The sequence below is a fragment of the Sulfurimonas sp. genome, from assembly GCF_026196735.1.
GTDB lineage: Bacteria > Campylobacterota > Campylobacteria > Campylobacterales > Sulfurimonadaceae > Sulfurimonas.
Map to the genome: position 1 here is coordinate 98,327 of NZ_JAPHUF010000007.1, position 21,562 is coordinate 119,888.

23 protein-coding genes are annotated in these 21,562 nt (G+C 34.4%); 14 read left to right on the top strand and 9 right to left on the bottom strand.

Annotation, left to right across the window (positions count from 1 at the left end; all coding sequences use genetic code 11):
* Positions 1-53 precede the first annotated feature (53 nt).
* Both ftsY and OQK60_RS03815 read right to left on the bottom strand, forming a co-directional pair.
* On the bottom strand, positions 54-929 hold the full coding sequence (gene ftsY, locus OQK60_RS03810; RefSeq protein ID WP_297684225.1) for a signal recognition particle-docking protein FtsY: 876 nt from the start codon (positions 927-929) through the stop codon (positions 54-56).
* 110 nt (positions 930-1,039) lie between these two features.
* On the bottom strand, positions 1,040-1,594 hold the full coding sequence (locus OQK60_RS03815; RefSeq protein WP_297684227.1) for a TlpA disulfide reductase family protein: 555 nt from the start codon (positions 1,592-1,594) through the stop codon (positions 1,040-1,042).
* A gap of 64 nt (positions 1,595-1,658) precedes the next feature.
* On the opposite strand from OQK60_RS03815, the gene OQK60_RS03820 reads away from it, so the two are divergent.
* Together OQK60_RS03820 and rny are read left to right on the top strand one after the other, a co-directional pair.
* Positions 1,659-2,240 (top strand): 5-formyltetrahydrofolate cyclo-ligase, encoded by a 582-nt coding sequence (locus OQK60_RS03820; protein WP_297684229.1) that lies wholly within the window; start codon positions 1,659-1,661, stop codon positions 2,238-2,240.
* Between the two features lie 2 nt (positions 2,241-2,242).
* Positions 2,243-3,811 (top strand): ribonuclease Y, encoded by a 1,569-nt coding sequence (gene rny / locus OQK60_RS03825; RefSeq protein WP_297684231.1) that lies wholly within the window; start codon positions 2,243-2,245, stop codon positions 3,809-3,811.
* A 28-nt stretch (positions 3,812-3,839) separates the two neighbouring features.
* Here the strand turns inward: rny and OQK60_RS03830 are convergent, their stop codons facing one another.
* Complete coding sequence (locus OQK60_RS03830) at positions 3,840-4,619, bottom strand: pentapeptide repeat-containing protein (protein ID WP_297684233.1); 780 nt, start codon at positions 4,617-4,619, stop codon at positions 3,840-3,842.
* A gap of 147 nt (positions 4,620-4,766) precedes the next feature.
* Positions 4,767-5,657, bottom strand: a complete 891-nt coding sequence (locus OQK60_RS03835) for a cation diffusion facilitator family transporter (protein ID WP_297684235.1) — start codon at positions 5,655-5,657, stop codon at positions 4,767-4,769.
* A gap of 76 nt (positions 5,658-5,733) precedes the next feature.
* On the opposite strand from OQK60_RS03835, the gene cmoB reads away from it, so the two are divergent.
* Together cmoB and OQK60_RS03845 are read left to right on the top strand one after the other, a co-directional pair.
* Positions 5,734-6,624, top strand: a complete 891-nt coding sequence (gene cmoB, locus OQK60_RS03840; RefSeq protein WP_297684237.1) for a tRNA 5-methoxyuridine(34)/uridine 5-oxyacetic acid(34) synthase CmoB — start codon at positions 5,734-5,736, stop codon at positions 6,622-6,624.
* A complete protein-coding gene (locus OQK60_RS03845) occupies positions 6,621-7,130 on the top strand; it encodes a PaaI family thioesterase (RefSeq protein WP_297684239.1) in 510 nt (169 codons plus the stop codon). The genes cmoB and OQK60_RS03845 overlap by 4 nt, the downstream gene beginning before the upstream one ends.
* A 33-nt stretch (positions 7,131-7,163) precedes the next feature.
* Here OQK60_RS03845 and OQK60_RS03850 read toward each other — a convergent pair whose 3' ends face one another.
* Complete coding sequence (locus tag OQK60_RS03850; RefSeq protein WP_297684241.1) at positions 7,164-7,757, bottom strand: MBL fold metallo-hydrolase; 594 nt, start codon at positions 7,755-7,757, stop codon at positions 7,164-7,166.
* Positions 7,758-7,934: 177 nt separating this feature from the next.
* Here OQK60_RS03850 and OQK60_RS03855 point away from each other — a divergent pair, with 177 nt between their 5' ends.
* Entirely contained in the window at positions 7,935-8,417 is a 483-nt protein-coding gene (locus OQK60_RS03855; protein WP_297684243.1) for a DUF302 domain-containing protein, read from the top strand.
* Between the two features lie 425 nt (positions 8,418-8,842).
* Here OQK60_RS03855 and OQK60_RS03860 read toward each other — a convergent pair whose 3' ends face one another.
* The 3 genes from OQK60_RS03860 to OQK60_RS03870 all read right to left on the bottom strand — a co-directional run bounded on the left by OQK60_RS03860 (position 8,843) and on the right by OQK60_RS03870 (position 12,292).
* A complete protein-coding gene (locus tag OQK60_RS03860) occupies positions 8,843-10,258 on the bottom strand; it encodes an OprD family outer membrane porin (RefSeq protein ID WP_297684245.1) in 1,416 nt (471 codons plus the stop codon).
* A gap of 142 nt (positions 10,259-10,400) precedes the next feature.
* Positions 10,401-11,609, bottom strand: a complete 1,209-nt coding sequence (locus OQK60_RS03865; RefSeq protein ID WP_297684246.1) for an ArsS family sensor histidine kinase — start codon at positions 11,607-11,609, stop codon at positions 10,401-10,403.
* On the bottom strand, positions 11,606-12,292 hold the full coding sequence (locus tag OQK60_RS03870; RefSeq protein ID WP_297684249.1) for a response regulator transcription factor: 687 nt from the start codon (positions 12,290-12,292) through the stop codon (positions 11,606-11,608). Before OQK60_RS03870 ends, OQK60_RS03865 begins: the two co-directional genes overlap by 4 nt.
* 122 nt (positions 12,293-12,414) lie before the next feature.
* Between OQK60_RS03870 and OQK60_RS03875 the strand changes: the two genes are divergently transcribed.
* From OQK60_RS03875 to argB, 4 genes are read left to right on the top strand one after another with little or no spacing between them, the layout of a single operon-like run.
* The gene (locus OQK60_RS03875) at positions 12,415-13,221 is read left to right on the top strand and encodes an NAD+ synthase (protein ID WP_297684251.1); all 807 of its coding nucleotides are present in this window, start codon (positions 12,415-12,417) and stop codon (positions 13,219-13,221) included.
* A 21-nt stretch (positions 13,222-13,242) separates the two neighbouring features.
* Positions 13,243-14,364, top strand: coding sequence for a DegT/DnrJ/EryC1/StrS aminotransferase family protein (locus OQK60_RS03880; RefSeq protein WP_297684253.1), 1,122 nt, complete (start codon positions 13,243-13,245; stop codon positions 14,362-14,364).
* A gap of 10 nt (positions 14,365-14,374) precedes the next feature.
* Positions 14,375-15,286, top strand: coding sequence for a tetraacyldisaccharide 4'-kinase (locus OQK60_RS03885; RefSeq protein WP_297684255.1), 912 nt, complete (start codon positions 14,375-14,377; stop codon positions 15,284-15,286).
* Positions 15,270-16,121, top strand: a complete 852-nt coding sequence (argB, locus tag OQK60_RS03890; RefSeq protein WP_297684257.1) for an acetylglutamate kinase — start codon at positions 15,270-15,272, stop codon at positions 16,119-16,121. Before OQK60_RS03885 ends, argB begins: the two co-directional genes overlap by 17 nt.
* Here argB and OQK60_RS03895 read toward each other — a convergent pair.
* Complete coding sequence (locus tag OQK60_RS03895; RefSeq protein ID WP_297684259.1) at positions 16,114-17,256, bottom strand: FAD-dependent oxidoreductase; 1,143 nt, start codon at positions 17,254-17,256, stop codon at positions 16,114-16,116. The two genes, argB and OQK60_RS03895, sit on opposite strands and share 8 nt — an antisense overlap.
* Before the next feature lie 100 nt (positions 17,257-17,356).
* Here OQK60_RS03895 and OQK60_RS03900 point away from each other — a divergent pair, with 100 nt between their 5' ends.
* The 5 genes from OQK60_RS03900 to proS are packed head-to-tail and all read left to right on the top strand — an operon-like array spanning position 17,357 to position 21,561.
* Entirely contained in the window at positions 17,357-17,644 is a 288-nt protein-coding gene (locus OQK60_RS03900; RefSeq protein WP_297684261.1) for a DUF2018 family protein, read from the top strand.
* The gene (locus tag OQK60_RS03905) at positions 17,645-18,061 is read left to right on the top strand and encodes a hypothetical protein (RefSeq protein WP_297684263.1); all 417 of its coding nucleotides are present in this window, start codon (positions 17,645-17,647) and stop codon (positions 18,059-18,061) included.
* Between the two features lie 9 nt (positions 18,062-18,070).
* Positions 18,071-18,958, top strand: coding sequence for a polyprenyl synthetase family protein (locus OQK60_RS03910; RefSeq protein WP_297684265.1), 888 nt, complete (start codon positions 18,071-18,073; stop codon positions 18,956-18,958).
* A complete protein-coding gene (gene hemA, locus OQK60_RS03915; protein WP_297684267.1) occupies positions 18,958-20,256 on the top strand; it encodes a glutamyl-tRNA reductase in 1,299 nt (432 codons plus the stop codon). The genes OQK60_RS03910 and hemA overlap by 1 nt, the downstream gene beginning before the upstream one ends.
* Positions 20,257-21,561 carry a proline--tRNA ligase gene (gene proS, locus OQK60_RS03920; RefSeq protein WP_297684269.1) on the top strand — a complete coding sequence of 435 codons (1,305 nt, stop codon included), beginning with the start codon at positions 20,257-20,259 and terminating at the stop codon, positions 21,559-21,561. It abuts the gene before it with no gap.
* Position 21,562: the final 1 nt, after the last annotated feature.

Below are 21,562 nucleotides of genomic sequence, written 5' to 3' on the forward strand. Positions count from 1 at the left end.
TAAAATATATGACAATTTGCCATATTTTAGTTTTTGCAATATTTATAAGCTATCTATTCTTCTTCAAATAAAATATCAAGTAGTCCGTCAACAAACTCATACTTGTCAAACGGTGTTAGATTCTCTGGCTGTTCACCTGTTCCAACAAAAAGAATAGGAAGTTCAAGCGCGTAAGCGATGCTAAAGATACTTCCACCTTTTGCTGTTCCATCAAGTTTGGTGATAATTATGCCATCGATTCCTATCATTTCGTTAAATGCTTTTGCCTGAGCTATGGCAGAGTTTCCTTGTGTTCCATCAATGACAAGAATAGTCCTGTGTGGTGCACCGCTATGAGCTTTATCGCAGATGCGGTTTATCTTTTTAAGCTCGTTTGCAAGGTTTGTTTGTGTGTGAAGTCTTCCAGCAGTATCTATGATAACATTGTCAAAACCTTTTGATTTTGCAGAGTCTATAGCATCATAAGCAACAGCAGAACTGTCATGTCCTTGTTTTGAAGAGACTATTGGAATATCAAGTTTTTGAGACCATTGCGTCAGTTGCTCAATAGCAGCTGCACGAAAAGTGTCTCCAGCACCAAGTAAAACTTTTTTACCTTCATTTTTGTATCTTTGGGCTAATTTAGAAATAGTAGTAGTTTTTCCTGCACCGTTTACTCCAACTATCAGCTCTACAAAAGGTTTTGTAAACTCAGGTTCCTTATATGTAGTGTACGCCAGCGTTGCTAAAAGTTTTGAGCGAAGAATATCTCTTGTGATTTTACTCTGATACATTTCATTTAAAATAATCTCTACTAAATCGTACTCGACATCAGCTTCGAGTAAAATATCTTCAAGTTCATCTTTTGTAAAACTGACTTTTCTTTTTGGAGCTACTGTTTTTATCGCCTCGGCAGTTTTGGCGAGAGATTTTTTTATAAACCCAAGCATATTATATGTCTCCTTTTTCCAGAAGTATACCCACAAGAGGGCACGCTGATTCTGTAAAAATTCCTCTCACTAAAGCTTTGCCTATCGGCAAGAAAAAATAATTTCATTATTTATATATCCAAAGCTCTTTTGATATCACTCTCTACAAACTCTTCTTCAGTCGCGCCGACAAAGTAGTTTATTAGTTTCCCATCTTTATATAATGCCATTGTTGGAATAGGGTATCTGTCTCCAAGTTCTAGCTCTGTAGCTATTGCATTGCATAAAGGGCGGTTTTGCTTTGAGTTGACTATGATGTACTCTGCGTTGTACTCTTTTTTAAACTCTTGTAGTTTTTCATCTAAAATACCGTCTTCAATAGTTATGCCGATAATTACTAAATCATCTTTATATTTTTCTTGAAGTGAAGTTAGGTGTGGTGCTGCTGCGCGACAAGGTGGACACCATGTTGCAAATATATCAAAGATTACAACTTTTCCCTCTGCTCCATCGAGTACAAATCCTTCACCCTCTTTTTTTACAATATACTGTTTTTTATCAAGACCTGTTAGGACATACTCATTACTAGAGACCATATCGTTTACATTTGAATCTTCCCCGCTTGAACATCCTTGAAATATTAGTGTAAAAAGGATTGATATAAATAAAATAGACTTTTTGAACATTTGTGTTACCTTGTTTTCTGTTTTTAGAGTAAAATAAGCCAAATTATATCCACAAAGATTTAACATGCCTCTTACAAAGACAATATTTAGGCAAGATTGCTTAAAAAAGATTAAAAATAGTCCAAAACATAATGCTATGTATAAGAATGCAAAGTTAAATAATCAACTGCTTTATGAGATAAGCAAATTTAAAAATCCTAAGGTATTGTGCTATGCACCACTGCCTTTTGAGCCGGATATTAGAAAAACAATCAATACAATACGAAAAAAATGTGATATTTTTGTGCCATTTATGGAAGGCGAAAGTTTTAAGATGGTACCATTTAGGTTACCGCTTAAGAAAAAAAAGTTTGGTATTTATGAAGCGGGAAATACTTTAAGAAATATAAAAAAAATTGATATAGCTATAGTGCCAATAGTCGGTGTAGACGGAAGATTTCAAAGAGTTGGTTTTGGAAAAGGGATGTATGATCGTTTCTTTGCAAAGTTAAAAAAGAGACCATATATAATTTTTATACAATCAGAATTTTGTTATACAAAAGAGTTTATTTGTGATGATTACGATGTCACATGTGATTTAATTATCACGCCAAATTTTAAAATAAAAAATAAAACTATTGACACAAGAGCTAGAAATAGGAAATAAGAATGTTGACAGAGATACTAATGGGTGGCTTTATTGCTACTGTTGGTGGAGTTGTGGGATTTTTTGTTTCTAAGAAAATAACTAATGCTAATTTTGATATTTATGTCGATAAAGCAAAGGCTCACGCAAGTGCTATAGAGAATGAAGCACATATACTTTTGAGTAAATCTAATATCAAAGCTCAAGAGATTGAACTAGAGGCAACAAAAAAGTATGAAAATGCAAAAGCTAGAGCTAAAGAAGATCTCAGTCAAAGAGAAGATGATTTAATACGAAAAGAGCAGAGTTTTAAACGCTATAAACAGAGTGAAGAGAGACGACTTCATGATGATATTGCTGCACTTAAAGCTAGAAAAGTTGATTTACAAAGAAATGAAAAATCTCTAGAGTCACTAAAAAAGAGATATGAAAAACAAGTTGATGAAGCATTAAATGCAATGGAGCATTGTGCAGGAATGACAACAGATGAAGCTAAAAGTTTATTGCTTGAAAAAGTTGAAGAAAAATCTCGTGCGGATATTGCTCATATTGTCAGAAAGTATGAAAATGAAGCAAAACAAGAGGCGAAGAAAAAAGCAAATTATATTTTAGCACAGGCAACGAGTCGTTTTGCCGGAGATTTTGCTTCTGAAAGACTTACAAATTTGGTGCATCTTAATGATGATGAACTTAAAGGCCGTATAATTGGAAAAGAGGGCAGAAATATTAAAGCCCTTGAGACGCTGCTAGGTGTTGATATTATTATTGATGATACGCCAAATGCAATCTTAGTTAGTAGTTTCAACCTTTATCGTCGAGCTATTGCAACTAAGACAATACAGCTTCTTATAGAAGATGGCCGCATTCAGCCGGCTCGTATTGAGGAAATTTATACAAAAGTTTGCAATGAGTTTGAAGACTCAATACTAAATGAAGGTGAAGAACTTATAGCTGACATGGACATAGGTGTTATGCACCCTGAACTTGTTAAACTTATAGGTAAACTTCGTTATCGAGCAAGTTATGGTCAAAATGCGTTGGCTCATACGCTTGAAGTTGCTCATTTAGCCGGAATTATGGCTGCTGAAATGGGTGGAGATGTAAGACTTGCTAAACGCGCTGGCTTACTTCATGACATAGGTAAAGCGCTGACTCATGATCACGACGGAAATCATGTTGATTTGGGTGCAGATATTTGTAATAGATACAATGAAAATAGCGTTGTTATAAATGCTATTTATGCGCACCATGGACATGAAGAGATTAATAGTATTGAGTGTGGGGCTGTTTGTGCTGCCGATGCGCTCTCAGCTGCTAGACCGGGAGCTAGAAGAGAAGTACTAGAGAGCTTCTTAAAACGCGTTACAGAGATAGAAGAGATAGCATCAGAACATACAGGCGTAAAACAAGCATATGCAATTAATGCCGGACGAGAGGTAAGAGTTTTAGTAAATGCTTCGCTGGTTAATGATGACGAGTCTGTTTTAATGGCTAGAGAGATTGCTAAAGAGATAGAAGAAAAAGTTCAATATCCAGGTGAGATAAAAGTAAATGTAATCCGCGAGAGCAGGGCTGTGGAGTTTGCTAAATAATATAACATGTGAAAAGTCACATGTTATATTATTTTTTAGGAGCTATTTTACACTCTCCAATGCTTCTTTTTTCACAAATACTGCCATCTATCCAAGTCGCGCCTTCAAATCTTGCTCGATTTAATGTTGCATCTTTAAAATTGGCACCTTTAAGATTTGACCATCTAAAATCTGTTACAGTAAGATTTGCTCCTGTAAAATCAGCTTTTTGAAGGTTTGCACTTTTAAAAGTTACTCCCATTAAGTTTGCTTCTTTAAAGTTTGTTCCCGATAGTGAGGATTTTATAAACTTAGACCCTCTAAGATCAGCTTTTTCAAAATTTGTATTATCTAGATTTTTTCCAGATAAATTTTCACCTCTGAATTTAATGTGACTTTTAACTACTTTATTTTTTGAATCACTTGTAAAACGACAGATGCCTATGCTGTTTTTTGTACATTTTAATCCATTGGACCATGTTGCACCGCCAAGTTTTGCATTTTTAAATTTTGCAGAGGTTAAATCTGCATTTTCTAAATTAGCATTACTAAGGTCAGCATAACTAAAGTTTGTCTCTTTGAGATTTGCATCTTTAAGATTTGCATCTTTAAGGTTTGCAGCTTGAAAATAAGAACCTTGAAGATTTGCTTTTGAAAGGTTTGCTTTTGACAGGTTAGCACCGTGAAATTGCAAATGTGATAAGTCTTTTCCTGACAGGTCTGCTTTAGAAAGATTTGCTTCGGGTTTTATAGTGTATTTACCCACAGTAACCGCAACTAATTGATACGGTAACAATAGTAACATTATGCTTATTAAGTGTCTTTTCATATAGTATCACCTTCCTTTTCAAGTTAAGATTGTAATAAAAATTTAAACGGATGATAACATATAAAAAAGTAATCTAATATGCCACACATCAATAAAAATAATAATCTATCTTTTGTGATGATGTATTTTTAGAGTTATATAAGCCTATCACACATCTTCTATTTCATTAATCTCAGAGTCATCATAGGGGTCCATATGTATTATAATATGAACTTTTTTATCCTCAAATAATTCTTTGATTTTTGCTTCTATTTTATCAGAGATAAGATGTGCATCATATAGAGATATGCTAACATTAAAGACTACATGTACAGATATGAAAATGTCTGAACCAGACTCTCTTGTTTGAAGATAATGGTAATCTGTACTTCCATTGTCACTCTCAAGAATATCTTTGATTTTTTGTATATCTTCTTCAGGCAGAGATGCATCAAGAAGCATTAATGTTCCCTCTTTAATAATAGGAAAAGATGAGTAGATCATATAGATTGCTATACCAATACCTAAAATAGGGTCAATTAATTGCTCTCCTGTCATAGAGATAAGAACAAGTGCCATTAAAACCGCACCATTTGAGAAAAGATCTGTTTTATAGTGAAGCGCATCGGCTTTAATAACCATATTGTTTGTTTTATTAGCAACATAATTTAAAAATGTAACAAGTAAAGCTGTTATTATTATGGATATTAACATTACCCAAATACTCTCTGCCATAAAACTCATCTCTCTTGGATGAGCAATTTTAACAAGTGCTTCATATAGGATAAACAAAGCCGATAAAGATATGACTGTTCCCTCTATAACGGCAGCAAGAGGTTCTATTTTGCCCCTACCAAAGTTAAAGTCTTCATCTGGATTTTTTTCGGCATTGTGCAGTGCAAAATAGTTAAATAGAGAAACTGTTAAGTCTAAAAAGGAGTCAATAGCCGAGGCTAAAACAGCAATGGAACCACTAAGCACTCCTACCGTCATTTTAATAAGAACCAAAACAGCAGCAACAGAAGTTGATACTACGGTAGCTTGTTTTTCCAATCTCATGTGAATATTCCTTAACTGGCATTGGTATTTGTTTTAGGTACAATTATAATTAAATAAATATATTATAGTGATTAAAATGAATTTAAAACAGATACGAATAGATAGAGAAAAATGGATGACATGGAAAAATATACTTCCACTTCGTGAGGCACTTGAGAGTTTACAAGAGGGAACTTGGAATGTAGAGCTTGGTGATGTCATCAAAATCAGCGGCGAGGCACCAGAAAATATACAAGAGATAGCTAAGTTGATGATGCCTTGGAGAAAAGGTCCATTTGAACTTTTTGACACTTATATAGACAGCGAATGGCAAAGTAACATAAAATATAACCTATTAGGCAAGCATTTTAGTTTAAAAGATAGAAGAGTTGCCGATATAGGTTGCAACAATGGTTACTATCTTTTTAGAATGCAAGAAGATAGTCCGAAGTTGTTGGTTGGATTTGATCCATCACCTTTGTATAAAACGCAGTTTGATTTTGTAAACCATTTTATTAAGAGTGAAATAGTTTATGAACTTTTAGGTGTGGAACATTTAGAATTTTATGAAGAGAAGTTTGACACCATTTTTTGTTTGGGTGTTTTGTATCACAGAAGTGATCCTGTGGCAATGTTAAAGTCTCTTTTTAAAGGGCTTGATAAACAAGGTGAGGTTATCTTAGACACTTTTTATATAGAGGGTGATGATGAGATGTGTTTGTGTCCGGAGTCTTCATACTCCAAGATACCAAATATATATTTTGTTCCAACTATAAAAGCTTTAAAAAACTGGTGTTTAAGAGCAGGGTTTTCTAGCTTTGAAGTATTGGAAACTTCTGTAACTGAGGCAAATGAGCAGAGAAAGACAGAGTGGATTGATGGTCAATCTTTAGAGGATTTTCTTGATCCAAACGATAGTACTAAAACTGTAGAGGGTTATCCGGCACCTGCAAGAGTGTATGTTAAACTTATTAAGGATAAGAAATGAGCGAGTTGAAATTTGAAGATGAAGTAGAAGAAGAGCTATCAGAAAAACAAGAGAAAGATTTAAATATTGAGCAATATAGTGATAAAAATGAAGTTGATATAAGAACTCATCAAAAAATCAACCATGATTTATGTGGAGAAATACAAAAATTAGAAAATGGATATGTTGAGTTAAAATTAGTAACTACACACGAAATGATTGCTGATGATCAGGGTTTGATACACGGTGGATTTATTTTTTCTGCGGCAGATTATGCCGCTATGCTCGCTGTTAATGAAAAAAATGTTGTTTTAGTCGGCAGCGATTGTCAATTTTTATCTCCTGTTAAGTTTGGAGATATTGTAAACTTTGTTGCAAAAGTGCGACATAAAGAGGGAAGAAAAAGAAATGTACATGTAACGGGGCATGTATTGAATATAAAAGTTTTTGAGGCAGAACTCAAGACAGTTGTAACAGAGAGGCATGTTCTAAAGTTAAATCTTCTTGAAGCTGAAAAAGAAGATTAACTATTTTTAGAAGTTAGTGAAAATATACCAATATCATAGATTTGCTATCCAGTAATCTGCGTATTGCTGCTCTTGCTTTATAGTTGAAGTACCACCATGACCAGGATAAATGGTCTTGTCATAATCTAGCTCTTTAAATCTCTTAAGAGAAGCTCTCATATCATCAGGCGATGAGTATGGAAAATCTGTCCGACCAATTGAGCGCTCAAAAATAAAATCACCGCTAAACATAGCGTCACCTATCTCTATAGTTGAATTTCCTTCACTGTGTCCGGGAAAGTGACGAAATTTTACTTTTACTCCGTCAAAATCAAACTCTTGATTTGGTTGGACTTCTACATCAGGCTTTGATGGTGGTAAGTCAGGTCTCCATCCACTGCCGCTAAGAAGCATAACATCACCTATTGGAGTATAGAGCGGGATATTTAATTTCTCTTGAAGTTCGGCATTAGACCAAACATGATCAAAATGTCCATGTGTGTTTAAAATAGCTACGGGGTTTGTAACATTCTCCATTACCCATTTAGTAGCACCAAGACCAGGGTCAATGATAAAATCTTTGCCATCAATAGTGGCAATATAACAGTTCGTTTGGTACTCGCCCATAGGTTGAACTTTTATCTTCATTTGTACTCTTTTTTAACATGATTATAACATTAAAAAATATTGGAGTTGTTAACACTCTATTAACAAAAAATTAACACCTAGTTTATATAAAACTCATATACTTATAACAATAAGTTTCTTCCCCAAGAGATTTAACATTAAGACCCTTAAATGAGGTCAATTTAAAGGATGTGTCAAATGAAAAAAATTCTACTAGCGTGTATCTTAGCTGTTTCTGTGTGGGCAGCACCAGATACTAATGTATATACGGTTTCTTATAAAGCTGATATGGATACAGTTGAAAAAAATATACTTTCTCACTTTAAATCAGTGAAGCTTGTTGTTACTTATAAGTTGGATATTCTTGAAGAGTTTAAACATAAAGGTCTAGACAAAAAGTTTGGTGCTGAGTTTAATAAGAATAAGCTTACTAGTGTAAGAACTATGATTATTTGTAACGGTAAATTTGGAAACATGATAATGAATACTGACCCTAGTATGATGGCTTATTGTCCAGTTCGTCTTACACTTGTTGAAAAAGATGGTAAAACTCAGGTTTTATTTGTTCGTCCAAGTTCAGCTCCAAAATCTTCAAAAGCTTACGGGGCTCTAGTTAAATTAGAGCAAAAAGTCGTAGGTGCGATTGAAGCTGCAAATGAAATGGAAGAAAAAGTAAAATAGTCTCACAGAGCTTTCGCATCAGCCGAAAGCTCTGAACATATGAATCCTCAATCAAACCTTTTTTAAACCTCTTAAACCCATCAACTAAGCAATTATACACTATCGTAATTTATCTGTAAATCAATCGTTAAACCGCATATTACATGTACATGATCATAAGCTTCTATAATCAATTAAACAGCATCAATTAACAGTGTGTGAAGTATCTTGTTAAGAGGTTACTCTACAACAGATAGGCTCTTGTATGCTATAAATAGATTATGTTAAGTAGATGAAAGTCTTCGAAGGTTTAGAGCAATACAGGTTGCTGAGAATGACAACCTGTATTTAAGTATAAGACAGTTTAGGAGATATATTATACTTTTTAGATCTAGGCCAGAACCTGGCCAAGATATTTAACATCGTAGGAGAATGTTAATTTTAGATTAGAATGTGTATGAAGCAATCAAACGATAATGATTTTGTCTTGCACCGTCTGTTGATGCACCTGTAGTACTATTATACTCACTAACGCGTCTAGCATTAAAAACTTTAAACATCCACTCTTTAGATGGCTTATATACTAAAACAGTGTCTATTTCGTAAGCATCATTTCCTGCTGCTACATTTGTAGGAGATAAATCACGACTACTTTGTTCAGTTTTTGACTTACCATAATCAGCATAGTTAACCATTAGCTTAAGACCCTTCATGATAACATAATGTGCACCAATTTTATATGCATCTACATCTTCACGGTATGCATTACGAGAGAAGATTGAGCTTGTGTACGCAGGATCTGCACCCCATGCATTAAAGTATTGACCTTCTGTGCCATTGTCTTTACTGCCAGATGAGTTAAATGCAGCAAAAACACCCCATTTTTTAGTACCAAGTGCTGCTTTAGCACCCATCATATTAAAGTCTATATCACCGGCAAGCGAATCACCAGTATCTTTTTGCATTAGATATTGAGCACTTAGGTTAACAGCCATTCCTTTTGCTACCGGGATTTTATATTTTAATTCTGTGTAGAAGTCATTTGCAATATCATATGCGTGATAAGCCCAAAAATCAGCTTGTAGGTTTTTAATGCCAGTATATGTAAGACCAAGTACCGAGCGACCATCACTATCAGAAAAACCAGCTGCTTCACTCATGCTGTAAAATTCAGCTTGTTCAACGAGTGCTGCGTCTGCACCGCTATAAAATGGATCATTTTTTGGATCATTGTATAGTCTGGTAGCAACACCGGCTGTTCCGGTTCTCTCACCGATCATACCCCAGTCAGCCATTGCACGAGAACCAAAAGACATCTGTGCCATATGTCCTGCAGTCACTTTAAGACCGTCAATTATATCTGTATCTAACATATATGCTTCATAAAAATTCGGCATTAGAGATGTTTGAATAACTGTCAGTGGAGTATCAATTGTTTGGCGACCAATTCTAGCATGAAAATAATCATTGGTATAGTCAAGATAAGCCTCACCCATTAAAGATTTTGTTTTACCGTCACGGTCAACAACCATACCGTAAGCACCCTTGTCCCAATCACCACCGGCAGCTGGTTTTTTCTTTACATCCCAGTTAGTTAAGCCGGCATCACCATTGACATACATACCAACACCGACTTTAAGTCCATCTGTAAAAACTTCAGGAGTCTCATATTTTAACTTTACAAGATAACCAGAACCGTTACTTGGAGCATAACCATTTTTTTCATCATCTATAACTGTCATTGCTTTAAGCTGTAAGTCTAAGTTTCCGCCTCTGACACCGTCAATAGTAACATCTGCTGCTTGAGCCATAGTAGAACTTACTAATGCTGCTGCAATCGATAGCTTTATTGCTTTTTTCATTCTTCACCCTTTTTTTATTTGTCTGCAGTCTAAATAACATCTTTAAAAAGAGTATTAATTAAACTTCATATTTGTAGTATAAGTAAATAATATAAATCTGATGTTAATTTTTTGTTAATGGAGTGTTAACAAGATAGTTTAATTAAAGATGAATAATAAAAGAATTTATTCCATTTTCATATTTGTACGAAAGTGAAAAATCATGTTTTTCTAAGATATAGTAAACAATATACAGCCCTAATCCAAAACTATCTTCCATATTCATATCACATTTTGTAAATGGCTGAATACAATAGTCTAAATCATGCTCCATTGCATCGCCTTTACTACAAAAAGATAAGTTATCACCATCAAGTTCAAGATAAATATTAGAGTCAGTTGAGTACTTAATCCCGTTATCAATTAGATTTTTAAATACAATGCTCATTAAATCAAAATCTGCATTAATAGTTCTATTGGAAAGATTATGTTTAATAGATTGAGGTTCTAAAAATAGTAAATCTGTTGCATTGTCGAGTATATCGATGAGATGGTAATTTTTTTTGTTAATTTGACAGTCACATGCTGTTATGTTTTCTATCTGTAAAAACTCTCTAGTTAGTAGATTAAGGCGAATAAAAATATTTGTCAATATCTCTTTAGTTCGAGACGCTTCTAAAAATTCCAAAGAGAGTTGCCCCTTTGTTATAGGTGTTTTTAACTCATGTGTAATATTTCTTAAAAATATTGTTCTTGAAGTCATCATCTCTTTAATTTTTCGAACAGCCTTGTCAAACTCGTTTGAAACTTCAGCAATCTCGTCTTTTCCGTTTGAGCTAAGAGATAAGTTCATTTCTCCCTCTCCAAAACGGCGAATCTGTATTTGAAGATGCTTTAATGGATAGATACTAATGGCAATTGAGATAAAAAGAGCAAACTGAACTATAACAAATGCTCCATATAGCCACCACATGTAGTATACATTTATAGGTTTAGTATTCATGTCTTTTAGAAGCATTGAACCGGTTTTTTCCGGAGTTAGCATATATCTGTAACCATCTTTTTCATAAAGATTAAAATATAACATTCCGCAAGATATAGAGTCTATCTCTTCGTTTTTGATTATATTTTCTTTTTCATTGTCGACTATTTTTATATGTTTTGATTTGAGATTTTGAAAAAACTTCTCATCTGTGTCCATACCTACATGTCTCTGCATAACGAATCTCGCTACTTTATGGTAATGAGCTTTAAGTTTTTCATTTACAGATAAAAATTCATAATCATACATGAATTTAAAGAGTATTGTAATAATTGCAAATGCTATAAGAAATAATACACCAATCCTTAGTAGTATGGAGTGGCGGTTCATGCCATCATCCTGTAGCCTACACCGCGGATGGATTCAATATATATAGGAGAACGAGGATTGTCTCCGAGTTTGGAGCGAATACGACTTATGATAACATCAATACTGCGTTCATCACTTTCCCAGCTTAGCCCTTCAACTCCATCAAGGATTGTTCCTCGACTCAGTACCATTCCTCTTTGCTTTAAAAAAAGAGATAGTATGCCGTATTCTGCAACTGTTAACTCCAGCAAAGTACCTTTGTGGGCAATAAGCATTTTTGCTTCATCAATACTAAAATCTCCATAGCTTTCTTCAGATGCAGAAGATGAAGAGTTTTTTTTCCGTCTAAGCATCGCGTGTATACGGGCTACAAGCTCGCGAGGGTCATAAGGTTTAGGCAAATAATCATCTGCACCTTTTTCCAGACCTAAGACTTTATCGCTCACCTGGTCTCTTGCTGAGGATATAATAATTGGAGTGTCAAATGCATTGGAAATTTTTTCACAGAGGAACAGACCATCCATTTTAGGCAGGGTTAAATCAAGTACAATAATGTCAAAATGTTTTTTTTCAAGATGTGCCAGTACTGTGGTAGGGTCGGAGTTTACTTCAACATCAATGTTGCTGTTGGTTAGGTAATCAGACAACAATTCAGCCAGTACAGGATCGTCCTCAATCATTAATAGTTTTATATTGTTTTGCATTACCACTCCTACTTAGTGGCGTTATATTAACAGATAGATGTTAAATATGATATTAATTTAGTAGCAATTTGTTACCAAACTTTGATATAATATTTTTTATTAAAGTTACTTAAAGGTTGGTGATGAAAAAGTACGAGCAGATTACGGAATATCTGCAGCATTTTTTAGATAACGAAGTTCGTAAAACAGGACTTAACAGAGTGGTTTTAGGGCTTAGTGGCGGGCTAGACTCTGCTGTTGTTGCCGTACTTGCTCAGAGAGTTTTTAAAGATGACCTTGTGTGTGTGAAAATGCCATCTCAGTACTCTTCGCAAAATTCTTTGGATGATGCTGACGAACTTTGTCGTGATTTTAGCATAAATGTTATTACAGCTTCAATTGAGCCGATGTTAAGGGCATATGAAGATATGAATCCGGATATGGACAATCTTAGAAAAGGCAATCTTTCTTCAAGGCTTAGAATGACGACACTTTTTGATATATCTGCTAGAGAAAATGCTTTGGTGCTTGGCACAAGTAATAAAAGTGAGTTGATGTTGGGTTATGGAACCCTTTATGGAGACCTCTCAAGTGCCATCAATCCAATAGGTGATTTATATAAGAGTGAAGTGTATGAGTTGGCGGAGTATTTAGGTGTGTCAAGGAGTATTATAAAAAAACCTCCTTCAGCTGATTTGTGGGATGGTCAGAGTGATGAAGCTGATTTAGGTTATACTTATGCAGAGTTAGATGCTGCAATGAAGCTGTATGTAGAAGATAGATTGAGTAAAGAAGAGATAGTTAAACAGGGTTATAGTAAAGATATGATGGACATGATTATAAACAGAATCTTTCGCAATCAGTTTAAAAGAAAGATGCCCGTTATTGCAAAGCTGACATCAAGAACAATCAACCATGATTTTAATTATCCAAGAGATATAACATTATAAAATAAATTAAGGAGTTAAGTGATGAATGTACCATTTTGTAAATATGAGAGCAGTAGAGATGCGCACTCAAATGTAAGTGATGTTTTAGATGGAGAAGATTTAGATCAAGTAGAGGAGTTAGAAAACGACTTTATTGATTATATTGGATCGGAGTATGCATTGGCTACTTCACACGGAACATCTGCACTTCACTTAGCGATGCTGGCATTGGACTTAAAGCGTGGTGATAAGATAGTTTGTTCTGTAAATGCTCATCCTAATGTACCTGAAGTTGTTCGTCATTTTGACGCAGAGCCTATTTTTATAGATATAGATGCTGATACTTATAACATTAACCTTGACAAATTAGAAGCTTACCTAGAAGATAACAAGTCAAAAAAACTAAAAGCTGTGATAGTTACTCATGTTGCCGGTCAATGTACCGACTTAGACAGATTGTATAATATGGCTAAGATATATGATGTAAAAATTGTTGAAGATGCAAGTGAAGCATTGGGTGCTACATACAATGGTAAAAAGATTGGTTCAACAGGAGCAGACATCACATGTTTTAACTTCTCATCTCACTTGAAAAAAGATGTTTGTAATGGTGGTATGCTTGTATCAAATAGCGAAGAGATAATTAAGCGAGCCAAGCTTTTAAGCAAACATGCAATGGTAAGAGACGAAGACTCTTTAGAGTATATTTATGATGTTGTAGATATTGGATTTGATTACTCTATGAGTCAACTAGATGCCGCATATATCAGAGCACAAATAAAAGAACAAGACAAAAATCTACAGAGAGTTAAAGAGATTGCCGGGATGTATAGCGAAGCTCTTAAGTCAGTAGACCATATAACTATTCCCAAGCCTGTCAGCGATGAACATCCCTTTTCTTTATATATAATCAAGATAGATAAAAACAGAGACTCTTTTGCATTAGAGCTTAAAAAAGAGGGTATTAATGTTGGACTTCATTATATACCACTACATTTCTTAACATACTACAAAGCCAAATATTCACTTAAAATAAATAACTTTCCTGTTGCGCTTAAGAGCTATCAACAAGTTATGTCTCTGCCTATTTATGCAGGCATGTGTAATAAAGATGTTAATCTTGTGATAGATAAAATCAAGTTAGTTTCATCAACAAGAGTTTAAAAGCGTAGCATTGAAAAAAAATCTAGTTTTTTGGGTTGAAGAGTATTTCTACAATCCAAATGCGTTTCAAAAACTACTATCCTTATTACTTCTTCCTCTTAGTTGGATTTACTGTTTTGTTATGTACTTGAGATTTAAAAGCAAAACTGCCCAAGAGTTTGGTATAGATATAGTAAGTGTTGGAAATCTTAGTGTTGGAGGAAGCGGTAAAACACCACTTGTTACGGCATTAGCCCTAAATTACGAGAATGTTGCTATCGTTCTGCGCGGTTATGGACGACAAAGCAGCGGTTTACATGTCGTTAGTAATGGCAATGAAATTTTAACTGATGTGAATATTAGTGGTGATGAAGCTATGATTTACGCCCATAAAGTTCCAAATGCAATTGTTATTGTAAGCGAAGATAGAAAAGATGGAATTTTAAAAGCAAAAGAGCTTGGTACAAAAATTGTATTTTTGGATGATGCGTATTCCAAACATGATATAAAAAAACTTGACTTACTCATAGAGGTAAATTCTAGCAATGATTTTTGCTTACCATCAGGAGCATTTAGAGAGAGATTATGGGCTTCAAAAGAGGCCGTTATAGTTAAAGAGGGCAAAGATTTTAAAAGAGTAGTTGAACTTAAAAATAAAAGTGATAAAATGTCACTTGTAACTGCCATCGCAAGACCAAATCGTTTGGATGGCTTTTTGCCACATGTAGTCAGTAAGAACTACTTTGAAGATCATCACTCATTTACAAAAAGTGAGATACAAGAGATACTTCAAAGAGATTCCTCAGAGACAGTTTTGGTAACTTATAAAGATTTTGTGAAATTACAACAGTTTGATTTACCACTATCGTTATTAGACTTACATGTTGAAGTTGATGATAGAATATTTAAAATTATAGAGGATTACCGTGCAAAAAAAGATTGAAACAGTTAAAACACTGCTTGAAGCATTACCATTTATAAAAGAGTTCAACAAAGAAATAATTGTTATAAAGTATGGCGGTTCAGCTCAAGAATCTCCTCAGCTAAAAGAGAAGTTCGCAGAAGATATTTTACTTATGTATCTTGTTGGAATTAAGCCCGTTATTGTTCATGGCGGCGGTAAGAAGATTACTGAGATGTTAGATGCGCTAAAAATTGATACAAAGTTTATAGATGGACAGCGTGTAACTTCAAAGGATGTCATGAGAATCGTTGAGATGGTACTAAGCGGAGAGATAAACAAAGAGATAGTCTCACTGCTTAACTCTCATGGTGCCAAAGCCATAGGTATAAGCGGAAAAGATGCTCACTTTGTAACGGCTAAGCCAAAAGATTTTTCCAAATGGGGATTAACCGGAAATATTACAAATGTAAAAGCTGAGGTTATCTCAAATCTTATTGCAGAAAAATTTATTCCTGTAATCGCACCTATAGCAGCTGGTGAGGAGATGGGACATCCAGGTTATAATATTAACGCAGATCTTTGTGCTTCTTATGTTGCTAAAGCAATCGGCGCAAATAAAATAATATTTTTAACAGATACCGCGGGTGTTTTAAACAATGACAAAGAGCTTTTAAGTACTCTTACAAAAGATGAGGTTGAAGCTCTAAAAGCTGATGGAACGATTCACGGCGGCATGGTTCCAAAAGTAGATGCATGTCTTGAAGCAATCGAAGGCGGAGTTCAAAAAGCACATATAATTGACGGAAGACTTGAGCACTCAATGTTGCTGGAACTTTTTACATCTGCCGGAGTCGGTACAGAGATAATTAAGTAGTTCGAGCCATTTTATAGAAAAGTTTTTGAGTTGATATCTCTTTAGATATCTCTCTATCATATAAAATATTTTCACCTAGAATTTTTGCCAGATATGGGCCAAGAACAAACCCTCTTGAACCAAGAGCATTGATGACATGTAGATTTGGATAGTATTCTAGTTCTTGCACTGGAATTTTTGTACCCTTTTTAATTGATGGATGTTTTTTTATAGAGTTTTCATAATCAATTGCTTTGCCAATTACAGGAAAATAACTCTTGATGGTAGCTCTAGCACCCTTGTAAGTCTTAACTACTTCCAAATTTTCTAATTTTATCAGCTCATCGGCTTGTTTTAGAAGAGTTTTTGTCTGTTGTTCATCTGTATTTACATAAAACGAACATTTATCACATGTAGTTAAACACTCCATTTGTTGTGTGTCATGTCTCTCTTGTGTTGCTCCGATGGATAGTGTGCCATCATTTTTATTACTTGATACAGAGATGGATTTGTGAAGATTAAAAGGAACATTAGTTGTTGTTTTAACATCAATTCTAAGTCCAAAAACTGGGGATATCTTCATATATGGCAGCTCTACCAATGAGTTGCTTACTCCTTGAGCTAAAATAATGTTTTTTGCCTGTAAATCTTCTATTTCATACAAACCATTTTTAAAGCTTAACGCTTTTACATCTTTAATATAAAAATCGCAATTCTCAAGCAGTTTATTGCAGGTAGTTTTAGGCTCTAAAACAGCTGCATCCTTATAAAAATATCCATTAATCTCTCTAAAGTTTTTTGATATATTTTGTAGTTTTTTTGTATCATAAAAATCGTATCTGATGCCGTTGTCTTGAAGCTTTTTTTGATTGAAATTATCATTTGGAACTCGCAATACACCGTGTATATCGATGGCATTTGGAATTAGTTTTTTATAAAAATCTATAGAGTATTTTAAAGCATCATTAACAAGAGTATTATAAGAGTTTTGTTTACCGGGAAGCGGAGACAAAAATGCCCCTGCAGCACCGCTAGCACCGCCGGCAATGCCTTCTCTGTCTACAACGGCTACGCTTTTGTCTTCTTGGCTTAAAAAATGGGCAATATTGCATCCGGCACTTCCGGCACCAATAATTAAAAAGTCATATGTTTTCATTGTTGTATTATAGAAAAATAAGACTTAATGTCAGGTGTTAAGCAGTTATTATTATAGTAATGATATAATCGCAAAAATAATTAAAATTAAGGAACAAAAGATGAAATACAGTGCTTTATTTGAAGACGAAGATGATGTTTTTTTAGGTTCTCCTGTAAGTAAGCTTATGGATATTGTATTTACTGCAAACAATGATGTTGTAAGATTTGATTTAGAAAACTTTATAAGACATCGCGCAGCATTAGAGATGGTTTTAGAGAAACATCTAGGTGATGATTTCAACGATGAAGTCAACCGTTTTGTAGTTGAAAACCGTGATGAAGTTGAGACTAAAATGAAAAGTTTATGTATCGAATTGATGGGTGAGATAGTTTCAAAAAGTGAATAATTGAAAAATTTTTTACAAGTATTAATTCTTTTACTTTTTAGTTTCAGTTTCATTTTTGCCAATGATTTTAGAGAAATCAAGAAAATATCACTGAAAAAAGATGAGCAAAAGAAAATTCTTGTAAAATACAATGATAAAGAAAGACTTTTTAAATTTAGATGGACACTTTATAAAAATGGCGGGCTTGTTGTTTTAAGATCATACGACACAATAGTTGCTCAAAATATTTTATACTTGAGACATAAAAATCAAAGTTTTAGGTTTGATTTAAAAACAAAAGGGACAGATTTTTATAATGTGCCTTATTTACTAGTCAAATTCAAAGAGTTTGATAGCAATTCAAATGAGGCAAAATTTGAGCTTATGTTGTCTGATAAAAAAATGCAAATAACATTGGAAGATTTGAAAAATGATTAAAGAGAAGTAATGCACAGAGTTGAAAAAGAGATAGCAAGACTGATTAATGAGTGTGAATATGATGAAGTGACTCGTCTATTTGGGATGCTCTCAGGCGGTAAAAGACTTCGTGCTAAATTGATTTTAAAAATAGCAGATAAGCATGAAAAAGCTCCTCTTCTTGGGGCAATTGTTGAGCTTATACATGCCGCAAGTTTACTTCATGATGATGTTATTGATGAAGCAAGTCTTAGACGCGGCGTGCCTTCTGTAAATGCAACAGACGGAAGCAAAACAGCTGTAATGCTTGGAGATATTCTCTATTCCAAAGCTTTTACAGAGTTAGTGTCATTTGACAAAGATATTGCTAAAATAATTGCATCTTCTGTTACTGCACTATCTAAAGGTGAAATGCTGGATGTAAAAATGGCGGATGAATTTAACTATGATGAGGATAAATATCTTGACATGTTATATCTTAAAACTGCCACTCTCATAGAAGCTGCTGCAGAGGCTAGTGCTATTTTAGCTGGTAAAGACTCTGTTTCTCATGCACTTTATGGGAGAAATCTTGGTCTATCTTTTCAGATTATTGATGACATTTTAGATATTACAGCAGACGAAGCCACTCTTGGCAAACCTGCGATGAATGATTATGTGGAAGGTAAGTGTACTCTGCCATATATTTATCTCTATAAGCTTTTAGATGAGGATGATAAACAAAGATTGGTATCTCTTCATGCAAAAGCTTTAGATGAGTCAGATTCTGCATGGATAAAACAGAAGATGAATGAGCATAAAACAATTGAGAAGTCATTTGAGTTAGCACAAAAGCTTTCAAATGAGGCAATGAACGCTATAAAAGATGATGCCCAGCTTATAGGCATCTTACAAACTATGATAAAAAGAAGTTACTAATGCACTATTTAATTATAAGTTTTTCACATAAAAATTCTACTATGGATGTTAGGGAAAAACTCTCTTATAAAGATGACAAATCTAAAATAGGTTGTTTAACAAAGTTAAATTCAGGTGATTCGATAAATGAATCTATTCTTATCTCTACATGTAATCGTATGGAAGTGTTTTGTAGCTGTAGTGATGTATCATCTGCGACAAAGCATATTTTTGAGATGTTGAGTGCAAGGTCCGGCATCTCTATCGATGAGCTTGAAGGAAGAGCTGATATATATGATGATAGTAGTGCCATTCATCATATATTTACAGTTGCATCTTCACTTGACTCAATGGTTGTCGGTGAGACTCAAATTGCCGGTCAGTTAAAAGATGCTTTTAGATTTTCATATGACAATAAATTTTGCGGTCAAAAATTGGCAAGATCTATGCATCACGCTTTTAAGTGTGCGGCAAAAGTAAGAAATGCGACAGATATATCTTCTAAACCCGTCTCTATTGCGAGTGTTGCCGTAGCAAAACTAAAATCAGTTTTAGATAGCGTTGAAGGTAAAAAAGCTCTCGTTATCGGTGTTGGAGAGATGTCTGAAATAACAGCAAAACACCTGATCTCAAACGGTGCTGATGTATATATTATGAACAGAACAAAAGACAAAGCTTTTGCTTTAGCCGAGGAGTGCGGTACAAATGTTCTAGATATGGACCAACTTCCACATGTTATAAATGAGTTTGAGATTCTTTTTACTGCGACTTCTGCGCCAGAAGCTATTATTACAGATGATATTATCAAACCTTGCGATTTTGACAGATACTGGTTTGATATGGCGCTTCCAAGAGATATAAGCTATCACAAGGGTGAAAGAATAAGCCTGTATGTTATCGATGATTTAAAAACAATCGTAGATGAAAACAAAAGTATTCGTGAAGATGCTGCAAGAAAGGCTCATGGAATTATCGGTAGAAGCACTGTAGAGTTCTTTGAGTGGTTAGATACTTTAGATATTGAGCCGATGATAAAAGAGATTTATGAAAAAGCATTCCAAGCAGCAAAAACTGAGAGTGATAGAGTTTTAAACAATGGTTTTATCCCAAAAGAGTACGAAGCACAGGTTCGTAAAATGGGTGAGCAGGTAATGAAAAGATTTTTACACGATATGACTTCAAAGATGAGGGATGTCTCAGAAGATTCAAAATCAGATATGGTAACAAGTGCCTTACAGTTTTTGATAAAAAAAGATAATAATGAAATGCCTGACAAGTATAAGTGTGAGCATTCTCTTAATATTATACAAGGAAGTTAATTGAGAAGAAGTAGAGCATTTATTCCAACAGCTAAAGAAGCACCAAATGATGCAACTCTGCCGAGCCATCAATTTTTAATTCGTGCTGGTTTTATAAACCAACAAGGTGCTGGGCTTTATAACTTTATGCCACTGGGAAAAATTGTACTAGAAAAGATTAGAGCTATTGTTAAAGAAGAGTTGGACAGTGCCGGTTGTAATGAAGTACAGCTTAGTTTTGTTACTCCTATTGGTTTGTGGGACAGAAGCGGTCGCGCTGAAACTATGGGTAAAGAGATGCTGCGCATCAAAGATAGGCATGAAAATGATTTTGTGCTAAGTCCTACAAATGAAGAAGCTATGGTAGAATTGGTCAAAAACAGAGTAACTTCATATAAAGATTTGCCTCTTAATTTATACCAGATCAATACTAAATTTCGTGACGAAGCTAGACCTAGATATGGACTATTGCGCGGTCGTGAGTTTCTGATGAAAGATGGTTACTCTTTTCATGCATCAACTGAAGATATGGTCAGAGAGTTTGACTTGATGGAAGTGACTTATAAAAAGATATTCACTAGACTTGGACTTGACTTTAGAGTAGTTGAAGCTGACAGCGGGGCTATTGGCGGAGAGGGAAGCAAAGAATTTCATGTTTTAGCAGATAGCGGAGAGGATACTATAGTTGTATGTGAGGCTTGTGATTATGGAGCAAATATTGAGACAATTTTTGACAATGAGCAAGAAATCGATTCTTTAAATGAAAAATCTTATGAAGAATTGCAGACACAAAAGTTAAGTGAAAAATGTACATGTGGCGGAGAGCTTAGCTTTAAAAAAGGTATTGAAGTTGGTCATATTTTTCAACTTGGAGATAAATACTCATCAGCTTTAGAGGCAACTTTTAGTGATGAAAACGGCAAGCCAAAACCATTTGAGATGGCAACCTTCGGTATAGGTGTCAGCAGGCTTGTAGCAGCAGTTATAGAGCAAAATCATGATGAAAATGGTTGTATCTGGACTAAAGAGACAGCTCCATATACTGTAAATATCATGGTCTCAAATATTAAAGATGAAGAGCAAGTGACACTTGGGGAAGAACTTTATTTGAAACTTTTAGGCGAAAATATTGAAGTTATGTTTGATGATAGAAAAGAGAGATTTGGCTTTAAGATGAAAGATGCAGAGCTTATCGGCTTCCCATATACTGTCATTATAGGAAAAGAGTTGGCTAATGGACATGTTCAAGTATATGATAGAAAAACAAAAGAAAAAACCGAGGTTAAGATAGGTGATATTTTTGAAAAAATTATGGAATTAATATAAT